The organism is Oceanobacillus alkalisoli (genome assembly GCF_022213125.1).
Lineage (GTDB): Bacteria > Bacillota > Bacilli > Bacillales > Amphibacillaceae > Oceanobacillus > Oceanobacillus alkalisoli.
Genome location: NZ_JAKNRA010000003.1, coordinates 183,455 through 198,211 on the forward strand (window position 1 = coordinate 183,455; position 14,757 = coordinate 198,211).

A 14,757-nucleotide genomic window follows, 5' to 3' on the forward strand; every position below is an offset into this window, starting at 1 on the left:
GAAGCAAACTTGTATATCATTCATAATGGAAAAGTTATATTGGAACAAGAAATCTTGGAGAATCATGCCGTTGTCGTAGAAAATGAAAAAATAAAGGAAATCATTCCTGAAGAAAAAATCGCACATTTCCCTCGTGCTAATAAAATCGATGCAAATGGCGGCTTCATTGCACCGGGTTTCATTGATATCCATTCTGATTATATTGAAGGCATTGTTTCCCCGCGTCCGACGAGCATGATGGATATGGATATTAGCTTACGGGAAGCAGAGAAAATCTTAATTAGTCATGGTATTACGACGATGTTCCACTCCCTTTCTTTTTACCGCGAGGATGCATTCACGCATAAGCCGATGCGTTATCCGCATAACGTGCAGCGGCTCGTTGATGCAATTGCCAGGACGCACCATGAATTACATTTGATCCGTCACAGGCTCCATGCCCGTTTTGAAGTGGATAATATCGATGAAGTTGATTCGCTAATTGAAAACATTGAAGCTGGAAAAGTTCATCTCTTGTCCTTTATGGATCATACACCTGGTCAAGGACAATACCGGGATCTGGAAGTGTACAGTGAGACGTTGAAAGGTTATCGGGACCTGACAGATTCGGACGTCCAAACGATTATTAAAGAACGGCAAAATGGCACCTTTCTCACCACGCAAAAAATAAAAGAAGTTGCAGATATTGCTATCCGAAAAGGAATTGCTGTCGCATCGCATGATGATGACCATCTTGCAAAAGTTGATTTAGTGAAATCTTTCGGCACGACGATTAGTGAATTCCCGATTACACTCGAAGTTGCTAAAAAAGCGAAAGAAGCGGGTTTACAAACAGTCGCAGGTGCTCCGAATGTGCTGCTTGGCGGCTCCCACTCTGGTAATTTATCAGCTGCTGAAGCGATTGCGCATGGCTGTATTGATATTCTTTGCAGTGATTATTATCCCGCCGCCCTGCTTCATGCTGTATTTAATTTACATGAGGAGTACGGTTATCCGCTCGAGGACATGGTCCAAATGGTCAGCATCAATCCGGCAAGAGCAGTTCGGTTAGATCATGAGGTCGGTTCCATCCAGCCAGGAAAAAAGGCAGATCTTCTTTTGATTGAAAAGATGGATGATGGCTATCCGATGCTTACGATGACGATGGTGAATGGAGTTGTGATTACGACAACGAATTATCGCTTGAATTAAAGGAGGAGATTCCTATGACAATGCTAGACATCCGAAATTTTGGAAAGCAATTTACAATCCACCATCTAGAAAAAACAATCCAAGCCGTTGAGGGAGTGAATTTTTCCATTGAAGAAGGAGAGTTTCTTGGAATTGTCGGGAGGAGCGGGAGTGGTAAATCAACAGTTTTAAAAAGTATCTACCGTTCCTATTTATCGGACGCAGGTGCAATTCTTTATGATTCTGCCAGATATGGAAAAGTGAATCTCGCAAAAGCAACGGAACGCGAGATGCTCTACCTTAGAAAATATGAAATTGGCTATGTTTCACAGTTTTTAAATGTCATGCCGCGGACAACTTCAAGAGAATTAGTGGAGAAGGCGTTATTGGAAATGGGTGAAACAGAAGAAGCAGCACGCTGCGAAGCGGAAAAGGCATTGGATCACTTTGAACTGGATGAAGCCCTTTGGGATACGTACCCAAATACGTTTTCCGGCGGGGAGAAGTTGAGATTGAATATTGCGATCGCAACCGTAAAGAAACCAAGACTTCTCCTGCTCGATGAACCAACCGCAAGCTTAGACTACGCATCGAAAATGAAGGTGCGGGAAATCATTGAAAAGCTGAAAGCAAATGGAACGACCTTGCTCGGAATCTTTCATGATATTGAATTTATGGAAGGCGTCTGTGACAAGGTGTACGATATGCGGACGCGAAAAGTTACGCAGGAGGTGGCGATCGCCAGTGAAGGCTGATTTGCACGTGCACAGTTCTTACTCCGATAGCTCGCTCACAATGAAAGAAGTGTTCCAGGAAGCAAAGCGAAATGGTGTCACTCATCTTAGCTTTGTTGATCATGATACGGTGGCTGGGTTGGCTGAAGCGAAACGATTAGAAAAAGAGTATGATGTTACCGCCATCCCTGGAATTGAAATCTCTGCCTATGATTTTGAACGGGATCGTAAAGTTCATATTCTTGGTTATAACTATGACCAGCATGCACGGCATATCACCCGGCTCTGCACCCCTCTCTTCGAACGAAGACACGAGCACACGTTATGGCAAATCGAGCAGATTAAACGGGCAGGATACAGGTTCCATGTGGAACGAGTGTTAGAAGCAGCAAAGCCTAGTACAACTATTTATAAACAGCATGTGATGACTCAGCTTACAGATGCAGCTTATGATTCCAATACTTATCAAACACTGTACCGGAAGCTTTTTAAAGGAGAGGGTCCAGCTGCTGGAGACATTATTTATATCGATGCATTTGATGCAGTCGAAGCAATTGTTGCAGATGGTGGACTTCCTGTTGTTGCCCATCCGGGACAACTTGATTCTTATGAACTCATTCCAGAGCTTGTCGAAGTCGGTTTAGCTGGAATCGAACTGCATCATCCGGATCACACAGAATTAGACCGGGACAAAGTAGAAGCCTTGGCAGAGAGTTTTGGCCTCTTTATGACTGGCGGGACAGATCATCATGGCTCCTTTGGCTCAAAGATTGAAATTGGCGCGGTTCTAAGTCCATTTAATCCATTGTTTAGATAGTTTTAATTTTATAAAGTTACGGTTAAAAACTTGTAAAAACGCTATTTTTTCTAATAAATTGTGGTTTAATAGGCGATGGAGATAGGTTGAAATGAAGCTCGACCACAATTTTTCGAAATTAAAAATGGAGGGGAACAAATTTCATGAAGAAGAAATGGTGTGTGTTAGCAATGCTGTTTGCAAGTATTCTGTTACTCGCTGCTTGTTCGGATAGTTCAGCAGAAAGTGGTGAGGTGGATGACGTCATTGATATCGTGTGGTATCCGAACGAATCCGGTAATGATATGAAATCTTCTCGAGACGAAATCGGCAGTGTTATTGAAGAAGCAACTGGTAAAACCGTTGAGCATCACTTAACGACAGATTACGCCATCGCAATCGAAACGCTTGTAAACAACAATGCAGACCTAGCTTTCATGGGAGCGGTAGGATACATAGAAGCTAAGAATGGCAATGATGCAGTTGAGCCTATCGTCGTACCATCAGGTCCATCCGGCACATTGGATGACGCGATCTACCATAGCTGGTTAGCGGTAAATGTCGATGAACAAGATAATTTCAAAGTAGACGGTGAGTTTTCACTGGATACGATTGTAGATAAGCCATTTTCCTTTGTATCAAACAGCTCAACATCAGGATTTGTGGTGCCATCCTCTGGTATCGTTGATTATTTTGCCGATCATGAGGAATACGGCGATTTAACACAGGAAGATCTGATGGAAGGCGGACCATTCTTCTCTCAAGTGTTATTCGGTGGATCGCACCAAGGTTCAGCGGTTAACCTCTTGAACAATTCCGTTGAAGTTGCAGCATTCTGTGATACTTGTGTTGAGAGTTATGTTGAATTAGCAGAAGGTGATGCAAATTCACCTGGAGCAGTCTACCAAGTGAAAGACGATGCTGCAGAACCATTCAACACCGTTACAGGGAAAGAATTCACACTAATTAGTGTGACTCCAGTACTGAATGCTCCATTTGCTGCCAACTTAGAAGTGATCGGTGAAGAAGATTATGAAACGATTCAGGAACTGTTCGCCTCTGACGAAATCGCAAATAACGAAAAAATTTTTGTACCAGAAGACTCCGATGCGTCCGGTTTATTCTATAAATCGGCTGATGAACGTTTTGTCCCAGTAGAAGATGAGTGGTTCAATCCAATCCGTGAACTGCAAAACTAAGTAAAAACAATACGGGATGGAGTGTGCAAGACTGCATACTCTATCCTGTTAATAAAAAAGGAGTTCAAAAAATGACATTATTACAGGTTGCGAAGCTTGGGAAGTCCTATGATTCACAGACACAGGTGTTGAAAGACGTAAGCTTTACGGTGGAAGCTGGCGAGTTTGTCTCGGTAATCGGACCATCCGGAGCAGGTAAATCAACCTTACTGCGCTGTATCAATCGAATGGTCGAGATTAATCATGGAAAGATTCTATTTGATGAGCGTGATGTCGGTTCGTTGAAGAAAAAAGATTTACGTAAGTTACGGACAGATATCGGTATGGTGTTCCAGCACTATAATTTAGTTCCTCGCTTAACTGTCATTGAAAATGTGCTTCATGGTCGCTTTGGTTATAAAAATACGGTTCAAGGTGTTCTCGGACGTTTTACAGAAGAAGAAAAGGAACAGGCTTTTTACTTACTAGACAAGCTTGGGATTGCGGAACATGCTTATAAGCGCTGTGATCAATTAAGTGGTGGCCAGCAGCAGCGTGTCGGTATATGCCGTGCGCTAATTCAAGACCCGAAATTAATTCTTTGTGATGAACCAATCGCCTCATTAGATCCGAACTCCTCTAAAGTCATTATGGATCATTTACAATCGATCACAAAAGAATTGGGTATTACGTGTATCGTTAACTTGCACCAAGTAGAAGTTGCACAAAGTTATTCGGACCGGATTATTGGTCTTAGAAAAGGTGAGGTTGTTTTTGATGGAAGGAGTGCTTTGCTTCTTGAAGAGCAGATTAATCATATTTATGGTACGAAACAACGGGAATTAATCACGGTTTAAGGAGCAAACAAGTGTGAAGGAAAAAACAATTCGAAAAAGCAGATGGATGACAACTATCGCCTTTATCATCATTATTGGGGTGACCTATTTTTCAGCAGTGATAACGGATTTTAACTTTATTGAAGGTGCCTTAACCTTCCCCGCTGCTATCAGCTGGATAGCTTCCAATCTGTGGATTACTGCTGAAACATGGGAAAGACTGCCAGCAATTCTGACAAAACTGAATGAAACAATTTTCATGTCCATTGCAGCAACGACCTTAGCAGCAGTCATCTCCTTATTTTTAGGATTAATGGGCTCCCAAACGACAAAAGTCAATAATATCTTTAGTGTCATTGCTCGCTTCATCGCTTCATTTTCAAGAAATATACCAGTTGTAGCTTGGTCCCTTATTTTACTTATTTCCTTTGGGCAAAATTCACTCACTGGATTCCTCGCGTTATTCGTTGGCACACTTGGATTTCTAACACGAGCTTTTATCGAAACGATTGATGAGGCCGAGCACAGTGCAGTAGAGGCATTGCAAGCTACAGGGGCAACGTATTCTCATATTGTAAGCAAAGCAGTACTGCCGCAAAGCTTACCACAGATGCTCAGCTGGATTCTTTTTATGATTGAGACGAATATCCGGAGTGCGACACTCGTAGGTATTTTAACAGGGACGGGAATTGGTTACACTTTTGATATGTATTATAAATCACTGAATTATAATGCTGTTGCCCTTGTCACCTTCACCATCGTCATCACTGTCATTATAATTGAACTGATATCCAACCGGATAAGGAAGGTGATTTTATAATGGAAGCATTTAGGGAGAAAATTCCACTCGAACAACTTTACATAAAACGGGCAAAGAACGGCAAAATCAATATTAAATCAGGGAATAAGATTGATCTCGTCACGAAATGGACGATTGCTGTATTGACTCTTCTCACGGTTCTAGCTTTCTTTTTCTTTGATTATACCGGGTTGAGCCTTGAGCGTGCGATACCGGAGACATGGCATAATTTAAAGACGATGTTTCTGGAACCCTCCCTGAGCCATTTTAGCTGGGGAGAGGCAATGTATCAGATTGGGGTAACAGTAGGTTTAGGCGTGTTAGCCACTGTCATTGGAGCAGTTATTGCTTTATTCCTCTCATTTATGGCGGCGGAAAACTTGTCCAAAGCTTGGGTATCAAAAACTGTCCGGATGGTCATGGCATTTATCCGTGCTGTTCCGACGGTGTTATGGGTCCTTATTTTTGCAATTGCTGCCGGGTTAGGGAGTGAAGCAGCGGTACTGGGAATGCTATTCCACTCGATTGCCTATCTTGTCAAAGCATTTTCAGAAGCCTTTGAAGAGGTGGATAATGGAATTTTAGAAGCGATGCGTGCAACTGGGTCTAACTGGTGGCATATCGTTACGCACGGTGTGCTACCTTCTACATTTACTTATTTATTATCGTGGACGTTCTTACGTTTTGAAATCAACTTCGGTGTTGCAGTTGCAATGGGAGCCGCAGCTGGAGCGGGAGGAATTGGTTTCGAACTCTTCATGGCATCTGGATTTTATTTCGATTTAAGGGAAGTTGGCTTTATCACTTATGCCATTCTTATTATTGCGATTGTGCTGGAGATGGCTTCGACAAGGTTGAAGAATCGTTATTTTCCAGCTTCGGTGAGAAATTAAAGAAGATTTTAAAATAGGCAAGCACTGCTATAGAGCGGTGCTTTTTTATTTTTGGTGTAACTTTTTCCTTTCTAATTCGTGTTATAGATAGAGGGGGAGTATCTGACGTGGGGATTAATTTAGACAACATTTATCAGATGTATTTTTTTGATCTATATCGCTTCCTTCTTTCCCTTTGTCATAATCATCATACGGCAGAGGATCTCTTGCAAGAAACGTTTTTTCGAGCACATCTAAATATTGAAAACTATGATGCCGATAATATTAAAACATAGCCCGTTACAATCATCCTTTCCTTCTATGGTTCCTGGAACCCGAACATAGCGATAAATATAAAAAAACTAAGCAGAATAATCAGCGAAACATGCATAACAAGCAGTGTTTTCCGTGGAAACCCCTTCAGTCCAAAGAAAGCACTGATTCCACCTAAGATGCTGATGATAACTGGGATAAAGATACTTATATTATATAAATGGTCGATAAAAGGAATGGATATGTTTAAGGAAAGATACCAGAACATAAAAAATGCAAAAAGAAAACAAATAATCGATACACTAGTAAATAGTTTTTGCATGATTATCCTCCAATTGTTCCACATGGGACAATTTTGTCAGTAATGTCTCCTCTACTATATACATTCAACGAAAAAAGATGTTTCCCTTTTTTAAACATCCTTTTTCGTTCCCCTTATTTTTCTTCCTGTATAAATACGGAAAGCACCGTACCAAAGATAGCGATTCCAGCCATCACGAGAAGCGCAAAAGTCGTTCCCCAGTATGTTCCGACTTTAAACGGCGCATCCATAACAGAGGTCGTGACACTAATAATAGTCGAAAGCACGATAATTCCAAACACCATTCCGAATTGCCGTACTGTATTAACGATAGCAGATCCATGAGCCATATCTTTATTATTAAGTACATTCATGCTTAATGTTACAAGTGGCATAAGGTTTAACCCGAATCCGGCCATGAATAAACAGAAGTATAGCATAATCCAATAAGGCGAGCTTTCCATTGTTACCGTATTGAGTAATAGGAGCGAAACAGAGATAAAAGCAAAGCCGATTACAGCAATCCGTTTTGCTCCGTACCGGTCAAATAGATTCCCTGAAATAATGTTAATAATCGACAATATAATCGTTCCCGGTACAAGGATGAACCCGGATACAAATGCATTTGTCCCGAGCACATCCTGCGCGAACATCGGGAGAATCGTCTCTGCAGATAATAACAGCATCAGATTGATGAAGACAAGAATCATAATGAGTCGGAATGTGGAATGACCGAACAATCTCAAGTCAAGAATCGGTAGGGGTAAGCGAAATTGTCGCGTGATAAAGAATATAAGCGCAACTAATCCAATCCCTATCGGTGCAAGCACCAACACATCCCAAAATCCGAGTACACTAATATTACTTAAACCGAAAATGAAAAATGAAAAACCGATAGCAGATAAAATGATGGACGGAAAATCCAGCTTTGAATCCTGTTTTTCCAGCACATCCTCCATCAGAAATATCGCTAGGATTAACGTGAGAAGTACTATCGGGAGCAGCATCCAGTGTAAGGAACGCCAACTGAAGAAATCAATAATAATTCCCGAAATAGATGGTGCACTTGCAGGCGCTACGTTTACGACTGCACCGAGTAAGCCCATCGCAAATCCTCTTCGTTCATAAGGAAACACAGTAAGCAAAATCGTCTGTACGAGTGGCAGAATAATTCCTGCTCCAATTGCTTGGACAACCCGGGCAAATGTTAATGTATAAAAGTCTGGAGCAAATCCACCAATAATTGTTCCAACAAGTAGGCAGGAAAGAGAAAAGACAACGAGCGATTTTGAAGTAAATCGATTGGATAAATACCCAGTCATTGGAATAAAAATAATTGTCGTAAGCAAAAATGCAGTCGTCAGCCACTGGACTTGGGTAGCGTTCAGATCGAATTCCCGCATGATGGTCGGATAAGCGGTGATGAGCAAGAATTGGCTGAATGTAAATAAAAAGGCTGCTGTTATAATGACAACAACAACCCCCTTTGATTCGATTCTTTTATTATTGCTCAAAAGACATCCCTCCTTTATCTTTCGAAAATCTTAGTTGCTAGAAGTATAAGCTTTCTGACAAGTAAGAGCAAATACCATTCATGAGAAGAAAAATCAAAAACCCTGTCTCTCCGCTAGAAACAGGTTTGCAGGCTTACCTAAGTTCGATTGTTATTCACTATTTCATAAAAACCAGAAGAGTTTCTCTAGATTGTAAATAAAAAGTACGGCGAGAACGAGAATGATAACCGTTGTGATATATTGTTTGGAGTTCTTTAAATACTTCCATTCCAAAAAGGCTTGAAAATCAATAAGTATAATCATGTACAGAATAAAAAAACCTTTCATAATCGCATTTTCATTCTTTTCCCATACACCCAACCAGATTTTCTTTTTATGAAGGGATTCCGCGATTTCTAAAGCTTTATTGAATAAGTATTTTCCTAGGCCATTTTTGTGAAAAGCCTTTTGTATGTAAATCCGCTCAATTTCAAGGGCATCTTCACCCATTTCCTCTGCCTGGGTATCACCGATATTCACCTTTAAAAATCCGGCAAGCTCCCCATGAAAATAAAGAAAAAGGAATTGGGAAGAGGGATTAGACAGTTCTTTTTCCAATTGTGCCGGGTGATATGCCCGTTCCATATAAGCTTTCATATTTTCCGGCGCATTTTGATCTTTAAATGTCTCATTGAATGTGTTTTAACTAATTTCTCGAAGCTCTTGCAGATGCTCTCTGCTGCATGATTGTAAATGGATTGTCATTATAAAATTCTACTCCTATCTTCTTTTATCGTGATTTTTCCCCGAATCATTTGAAAACTAATCATCGCAATCCAGATTGTAAATAGCAATCCGATCGCTTCGTTAAAATCGTGCATATTTTGTTTTGCCTGCATTAAAAAGAACCAAGCGAGAAAGGAACCGATAATTTGTATGGCTCCTACAATACACCCAAATATACCAATCTTTTTAAAAGAATTAAATGAAAATAGACCGATTGAATGAATCATAACCCAACGGCTTAAGCAAAGGTTCGCTAGAATATACATACTGACTGAAAGCCCGCCTTCTAGCATGGCCCAATCATATAGCAAGACAGCAAAAGAATGAGCTACCGTATCTTCCGTGGTACGGTACAAGTTAAACGCATATTCAACGGTCACTGCTTGGAGCATTAGGGATAAGCCATACAAAGTAAATCCAGAACAACCTGCAACTAATGCGATGGTATTTTTTAATCGAAAAATCTTCAATTCTTTAAAATGGATGTACAGACCAATTGGCAGTAGGACGGATAGTAACATAACGAAGGCTTTACTCCCGTGGTCAAAACCTAAAAGTCCAGGGAAATTACTGTAAAATTCGATACCTGTCTGTGCCATCGCAGCCTCATCATTGATGACCACCGGGTTTAATTGATTAAATAAAATATGGATAACCATCCAAATGATTAGAATGGAAACATGCATTATTCCGGCCTAGCCAATTGCCTTCAAGATTCTTCACCCCCAATATTTAAAAATTCCGTCTCTTTATAAAGCACCCTTGTATCACAATAGCAGAACAAGGGTTAAAGTATGTACGATGCCCTAAAGTAAGAAGCTTTCTCTCTCATCTTATTCCTTTTCTATCTTGTACTGAAGTGGTTAATGATTAAAATATAAAATGGATAGATAATTAAAGTTCCTGCTAAAACCCATAAGATAGTTTCGTTAGTTGGTATCGGAGCGGCAATGGCAGGAAATGCTTGGGTAAAGATAAAAACAAATAAAGCAAAATACGGTATCCAAAGGAGTGCTGCCCAGGACTTCATCTTGTCCTGTCCGAACCATTTTTTAGTTGGAAATAATAAGGTCAGTCCGGCACCTAGGACAATAACTAGAAATGTAATGGTCGCCATGATGTTCACTAATCTCGTCTGTTCCCCAGTTAAATTGCTAATATTTGTCACATTCAACATAAATTCAACAGGAACAAATAGAATTAGAGCGTATAAGATACTAATAATATTTAACCTCACAAACTTCAATCTATCAACATCCCTTCCCGTTATTCCTCTCCCTACCCTTTAGAGTAACATATAACTTGGGGATTTGATTGTTTCAGTTGATGGTAGTCAATATATCTTAGATATGATTGAAAACATTGATTTTCCATTAGAAATACAAATTAAATATAACTTTAAAGACAATGACTCCAATATTCGACAGGTTCGTAAATTAAAAGACGATTTTCAAATGATTCGTATTTGCGGTGTCGTTTTACTATCCCTTACTCCTATTCAGAAAAGGAGTATTTAAGCATTATTCTGGTGAAATACAAGTAAACCTCTTATAGTTTAGTTCTTATATTCCTTTGAAACAACTAAAGGAAATGGAACCCCCTCAACTGTCTTAAAAACACATTTGAGATAATTATAATATACTTAAAAACCTGAATACAGGTATAATTCAGGATTATTTTCTTAGGGTAAAGAATTGTAAAGATTACATTAACCCGCCTTTTTTTGAAGAAAAAAATGATAATATAAAAACTGTATGAAAGATATCAATCTTTCGTTAGATGTTTTTTAGTAAAATTACAGTCGACAATTTACTTTGAAAGGTGGTATGAGTTTTATAAAAATCTATTAAATAATATAGTTTTTAAATGTAATTATTTATCTAAAACTAGGAGGAAAAATAATGAATAGAAAGTCAATGAAAGGAATACTATTATCACTTTTCATAATTAGTATTTCAATGATATTAGTAGCATGTGGTTCATCATCAGATGAAACTACTCAAGCGAGCGACTCAGAAAATGACTCTGAAACTCAGCAGGAAAATGGAGAAGTTACAGAAATTACTTTTTGGTATGCTTTTGGTGATGCAGTTGGTGAAAGTAACGAATCTTTGACTGAAGAATTTAACGAAACAGTAGGCGCCGATGAAGGTATTCATGTAAATGCGGAGTTCCAGGGCGACTATAATGATATTTATTCGAAATTACAAAGTGGATTTGTGGCCGGTGAAGTACCGAACATTTCAGTTATTAACTCACTTGGGGTACTCCAATTTGCTAAAAATGACATGTTAGAACCGATTGGTGATTTTATTAGCGATGAATCTTTGGATGATTTCTATCCAGGATTATTATTAAATAGTTATTATGACGATGTTCAATATGGATTACCTTATTTAAGAAGTACTCCTCTAATGTATTACAACAAAACATTATTTGAAGAACTCGGAATTGATGAAAACTTAGAGACATTTGATGATGTTAAGGCAGCATCTGAAATTTTAAATGAAAATGGCTATACAGGTATGGGCTTCATACCAGACCAGTGGCATTTTGATGCTTTGATGCGCCAAAGTGGTGGTGGAATAATGAATGAAGATATGACCGAAGCAATATTTGCATCTGAATCTACAGTAGAACTATTCGAATTCCTTCGTGAAAATATGGAAGAAGAAAACTTTGATTTCTATCAAAGTGGTGATGATCAAACAACTGCTATTGCAAACCAGGGATTAGGTATTTGGCTCGCTTCAACTGGTAGTTTAGCTAATACTTTAACAATAGCAGAAGACGCTGGTTTTGAAATCGGCACAGCTTTTATTCCAACTAAAGATGATATCCGTAATGTTCCTACAGGAGGAGCAAACATTGTAATGGTAGCTGGACAATCTGAAGAAGAAAAAGAAGCTTCAGCTGTATTTATGAATTGGTTAACAGCACCTGACCAAGCTGCAAAATCACATGTTAACACAGGATATTTACCTACACGTCAAAGTTTAGGAGAACATCCAGATGTTGTTGCGATTAATGAAGAAAATCCACAATATCAAACTGCTTTAGACCAATTAGACCATGCTGGTATTGAACCTAATGCACCAGGATATGCTGAAGTTGTTGCCCTTGTCTCTAATATGATTACTGAACTACTTACAACAGATGTTGAAATTATGCCGACATTGGAATCATACGAAGATGAAGCCAATGCAGTTTTAGAAGAAAATCGTTAATAAATTCTTTTGAATTTGATTCCTTAATAGTCTTGTAGTTGTTAAGACTAAAATACTATTACCCATTATCTTAAAAAATTAAACATTATCTAACATTATTATTGAAAAGATGTGATGAAAAATGGAAATATTAAAAAACAATCATACGATTTATGTTTGTGCACATAGAGGATATATGTCAAAGTTCCCGGAAAATTCTTTGCTAGCATTTCAAAAGGCACTAGATTTAAATGTGGATGCTATAGAAATGGATCTTCATTACACAAAAGATCAAAAAATTGTAATTTTCCATGATGAATCAATTGATCGAATGACAAATGGTAGTGGGAGAGTAGAAGATTTAACTCTTGAAGAGTTACGGGAATATAAATTATTAAACCCTGATAATACGGAATCAAATGAAACGATACCTACTTTTGAAGAATACCTCAATTTGACTAAGAACTACGACAGCTTATACCATTTCGTTGAAATAAAAGAACAAAAAGATAGTGTAGATTTACTAGAGGAAGTTTATCTCATGTTAAAAGAGAGGAGTCTACTTAGTCGAACACTACTAACTAGTTTTGACTATCCTGTTATCGTTGCAGCGCATAATAAGAAAATGTTTACCCAGGGCTTTTTGTTTTCTAAGATGAAGAACAAACCGGAGAATGAAGATAATTACTATGATTTGTTAAATTGTGTAGGTTTATTTAAAAACGATGTTACTGAAGAAGAGGTATCTTTTGCTAAAAATCAAGACTTACAAATGACATTAGTACCGATTGATACTACAGAAGATATAAATATTGCAGTAGACCTAGGCATCAATATATTTGCTTCTGACGAGTTAGAAAACACAATTGAATATAGAAATAAAAGATAGGAACATTATCCTAAACAAGATATTTACACATGTCACACAGATCGTAAAGCACCGGAGATGTTCTGTACTCAACATTCTCACCGGTATGTTCACGGATTTACGGGAAGGAATCAAGTTGCGAGAAAAGAAATACACAGCTTATCTTACCAGATCAATACGAACTTAATAATAACAGTTCACAAACGAAATTATTGAAATCGTGAAAAGTATTCCACAAGAGCTAAGAAATGATGAATAGCAAAGGTCTTGAAATCATCACAGTCGCTACGTTTTATTCTGAAGCTAAAGATTTTCAAAAAGAAAGTTTGAGTAATTCTGAGGTGTCAGGAGTATTTTGAAGATAATCAAAGTATATAGATGGAGGATATAAGGATATTATGGGATCAATAGAATTGAAAAATATCACAAAGTCTTATGACAATAAAAAGAATGTAATAGAAGATTTAAATTTAAAAATTCCAGATGGTAGTTTTACCGTATTGATTGGACCAAGTGGGTGCGGGAAAACAACTACTCTGAGACTAATTGTTGGCCTTGAAGAACCTACTAGTGGAGAAGTATATATTGATGATAAATCGATGGAAAAAGTAGAACCTGGTGATAGAGATATAGCAATGGTTTTTCAGAACTATGCACTTTACCCAACAATGAACGTAAGAGAAAATATAGAGTTTGGATTAATTAATAACAAAGTCAAAAAAGAAGAACGTGACAAACTTGTTACAGAAATTGCAGAAATAGTTGGCTTAGAAGATTTTCTTCAAAAAAAGCCTGGTGAATTATCAGGTGGTCAGCGCCAAAGAGTTGCCTTAGCTAGAGCCATGGTCAAAAAGCCAAAGGTGTTTATTATGGATGAACCACTATCAAACCTAGATGCAAAACTAAGAGCACAGATGCGCATTGAATTAAGTGAATTGCATAAAAAAATGAATACGACATTTGTATATGTTACTCACGACCAAACGGAAGCAATGTCAATGGCAACTAATATTATTTTAATGAATGATGGAGCAATTCAACAACATGATACTCCTGAAAAGTTATATGAAGATCCGGCTAACTTATTTACTGCAGAATTTATTGGATCACCATCTATGAATACGTATGAAATAAATGAAATACCTGACTATAATCCCCCCATTCCTGAAGCCAAATATGTAGGATTTAGACCATCTGCAGCAGAAGTTATTCTAAATAGTACATCTGAAAAAATGAACAAAAATGATTTGATCATAAAGGTGAAGATTATCACTCGTGAATATTTAGGTTCAGAAATTATATATAATTGTGAAAGCAGCTTTGGAAAAGTATATTTTAAAACATTTCAAAAGGAAGATATGTCGGACGAAAATGAAATAACACTGTACCTTCCTGAACAAAAATTATTTTACTTTGATGAGGAAGGGAAGAGGGTGCATATTTAA

16 protein-coding genes and 1 pseudogene are annotated in these 14,757 nt (G+C 38.2%); 11 read left to right on the forward strand and 6 right to left on the reverse strand.

Annotated elements, in window-relative coordinates; translation table 11 throughout:
- Positions 1-9: 9 nt before the first annotated feature.
- The 8 genes from phnM to L3V42_RS06880 all read left to right on the forward strand — a co-directional run bounded on the left by phnM (position 10) and on the right by L3V42_RS06880 (position 6,681).
- Positions 10-1,191, forward strand: a complete 1,182-nt coding sequence (gene phnM / locus L3V42_RS06845) for a phosphonate metabolism protein PhnM (protein ID WP_235763154.1) — start codon at positions 10-12, stop codon at positions 1,189-1,191.
- 14 nt (positions 1,192-1,205) lie between these two features.
- A complete protein-coding gene (locus L3V42_RS06850; protein ID WP_235763155.1) occupies positions 1,206-1,925 on the forward strand; it encodes a phosphonate C-P lyase system protein PhnL in 720 nt (239 codons plus the stop codon).
- Positions 1,915-2,721 (forward strand): PHP domain-containing protein, encoded by an 807-nt coding sequence (locus L3V42_RS06855; RefSeq protein WP_238471631.1) that lies wholly within the window; start codon positions 1,915-1,917, stop codon positions 2,719-2,721. The genes L3V42_RS06850 and L3V42_RS06855 overlap by 11 nt, the downstream gene beginning before the upstream one ends.
- Positions 2,722-2,864: 143 nt before the next feature.
- Positions 2,865-3,899 carry a PhnD/SsuA/transferrin family substrate-binding protein gene (locus L3V42_RS06860; RefSeq protein ID WP_238471632.1) on the forward strand — a complete coding sequence of 345 codons (1,035 nt, stop codon included), beginning with the start codon at positions 2,865-2,867 and terminating at the stop codon, positions 3,897-3,899.
- A gap of 71 nt (positions 3,900-3,970) precedes the next feature.
- Positions 3,971-4,735 carry a phosphonate ABC transporter ATP-binding protein gene (gene phnC, locus L3V42_RS06865; RefSeq protein WP_238471633.1) on the forward strand — a complete coding sequence of 255 codons (765 nt, stop codon included), beginning with the start codon at positions 3,971-3,973 and terminating at the stop codon, positions 4,733-4,735.
- A 13-nt stretch (positions 4,736-4,748) separates the two neighbouring features.
- Positions 4,749-5,534, forward strand: a complete 786-nt coding sequence (gene phnE, locus L3V42_RS06870; RefSeq protein WP_238471634.1) for a phosphonate ABC transporter, permease protein PhnE — start codon at positions 4,749-4,751, stop codon at positions 5,532-5,534.
- Positions 5,534-6,406, forward strand: a complete 873-nt coding sequence (phnE, locus tag L3V42_RS06875) for a phosphonate ABC transporter, permease protein PhnE (protein WP_238471635.1) — start codon at positions 5,534-5,536, stop codon at positions 6,404-6,406. The genes phnE (L3V42_RS06870) and phnE (L3V42_RS06875) overlap by 1 nt, the downstream gene beginning before the upstream one ends.
- Positions 6,407-6,543: 137 nt before the next feature.
- Positions 6,544-6,681, forward strand: coding sequence for a sigma factor (locus L3V42_RS06880; protein ID WP_255771043.1), 138 nt, complete (start codon positions 6,544-6,546; stop codon positions 6,679-6,681).
- Between the two features lie 23 nt (positions 6,682-6,704).
- On the opposite strand, the gene L3V42_RS06885 is transcribed toward L3V42_RS06880, so the two are convergent.
- The 6 genes and pseudogenes from L3V42_RS06885 to L3V42_RS06910 all read right to left on the reverse strand — a co-directional run bounded on the left by L3V42_RS06885 (position 6,705) and on the right by L3V42_RS06910 (position 10,484).
- Positions 6,705-6,980 carry a hypothetical protein gene (locus tag L3V42_RS06885; protein ID WP_238471636.1) on the reverse strand — a complete coding sequence of 92 codons (276 nt, stop codon included), beginning with the start codon at positions 6,978-6,980 and terminating at the stop codon, positions 6,705-6,707.
- Positions 6,981-7,093: 113 nt separating this feature from the next.
- Positions 7,094-8,473 carry a DHA2 family efflux MFS transporter permease subunit gene (locus tag L3V42_RS06890; RefSeq protein ID WP_235763162.1) on the reverse strand — a complete coding sequence of 460 codons (1,380 nt, stop codon included), beginning with the start codon at positions 8,471-8,473 and terminating at the stop codon, positions 7,094-7,096.
- A gap of 162 nt (positions 8,474-8,635) precedes the next feature.
- Positions 8,636-8,800: a DUF4181 domain-containing protein gene (locus tag L3V42_RS06895; RefSeq protein WP_255783437.1), complete on the reverse strand. Its 165-nt coding sequence runs from the start codon at positions 8,798-8,800 to the stop codon at positions 8,636-8,638.
- A pseudogene (locus tag L3V42_RS06900) lies at positions 8,801-9,217 on the reverse strand (GNAT family N-acetyltransferase); the annotation flags it as partial.
- Positions 9,217-9,924 carry a hypothetical protein gene (locus L3V42_RS06905; RefSeq protein ID WP_238471637.1) on the reverse strand — a complete coding sequence of 236 codons (708 nt, stop codon included), beginning with the start codon at positions 9,922-9,924 and terminating at the stop codon, positions 9,217-9,219. The gene L3V42_RS06905 and the pseudogene L3V42_RS06900, both read right to left, overlap by 1 nt.
- 158 nt (positions 9,925-10,082) lie before the next feature.
- Positions 10,083-10,484: a hypothetical protein gene (locus tag L3V42_RS06910; protein WP_238471638.1), complete on the reverse strand. Its 402-nt coding sequence runs from the start codon at positions 10,482-10,484 to the stop codon at positions 10,083-10,085.
- Between the two features lie 655 nt (positions 10,485-11,139).
- On the opposite strand from L3V42_RS06910, the gene L3V42_RS06915 reads away from it, so the two are divergent.
- From L3V42_RS06915 to L3V42_RS06925, 3 genes are all read left to right on the forward strand, one after another.
- Positions 11,140-12,465, forward strand: a complete 1,326-nt coding sequence (locus tag L3V42_RS06915) for an ABC transporter substrate-binding protein (RefSeq protein WP_238471639.1) — start codon at positions 11,140-11,142, stop codon at positions 12,463-12,465.
- Positions 12,466-12,586: 121 nt separating this feature from the next.
- Complete coding sequence (locus L3V42_RS06920) at positions 12,587-13,333, forward strand: glycerophosphodiester phosphodiesterase (protein ID WP_238471640.1); 747 nt, start codon at positions 12,587-12,589, stop codon at positions 13,331-13,333.
- Positions 13,334-13,710: 377 nt separating this feature from the next.
- Positions 13,711-14,757, forward strand: a complete 1,047-nt coding sequence (locus L3V42_RS06925) for an ABC transporter ATP-binding protein (protein ID WP_238471641.1) — start codon at positions 13,711-13,713, stop codon at positions 14,755-14,757.

What these genes read in the sequence shown, in the direction of transcription:
- L3V42_RS06880 (WP_255771043.1), top strand. Translation starts at nt 6,544, where the DNA reads ATGTATTTTTTTGATCTATATCGCTTCCTTCTTTCCCTTTGTCATAAT.
- L3V42_RS06885 (WP_238471636.1), bottom strand. Translation starts at nt 6,980, where the DNA reads ATGCAAAAACTATTTACTAGTGTATCGATTATTTGTTTTCTTTTTGCA.
- L3V42_RS06925 (WP_238471641.1), top strand. Translation starts at nt 13,711, where the DNA reads ATGGGATCAATAGAATTGAAAAATATCACAAAGTCTTATGACAATAAA.
- L3V42_RS06920 (WP_238471640.1), top strand. Translation starts at nt 12,587, where the DNA reads ATGGAAATATTAAAAAACAATCATACGATTTATGTTTGTGCACATAGA.
- phnC (WP_238471633.1), top strand. Translation starts at nt 3,971, where the DNA reads ATGACATTATTACAGGTTGCGAAGCTTGGGAAGTCCTATGATTCACAG.
- L3V42_RS06850 (WP_235763155.1), top strand. Translation starts at nt 1,206, where the DNA reads ATGACAATGCTAGACATCCGAAATTTTGGAAAGCAATTTACAATCCAC.
- L3V42_RS06905 (WP_238471637.1), bottom strand. Translation starts at nt 9,924, where the DNA reads ATGCATGTTTCCATTCTAATCATTTGGATGGTTATCCATATTTTATTT.
- L3V42_RS06860 (WP_238471632.1), top strand. Translation starts at nt 2,865, where the DNA reads ATGAAGAAGAAATGGTGTGTGTTAGCAATGCTGTTTGCAAGTATTCTG.
- L3V42_RS06895 (WP_255783437.1), bottom strand. Translation starts at nt 8,800, where the DNA reads ATGAAAGGTTTTTTTATTCTGTACATGATTATACTTATTGATTTTCAA.
- L3V42_RS06915 (WP_238471639.1), top strand. Translation starts at nt 11,140, where the DNA reads ATGAATAGAAAGTCAATGAAAGGAATACTATTATCACTTTTCATAATT.
- phnE (WP_238471635.1), top strand. Translation starts at nt 5,534, where the DNA reads ATGGAAGCATTTAGGGAGAAAATTCCACTCGAACAACTTTACATAAAA.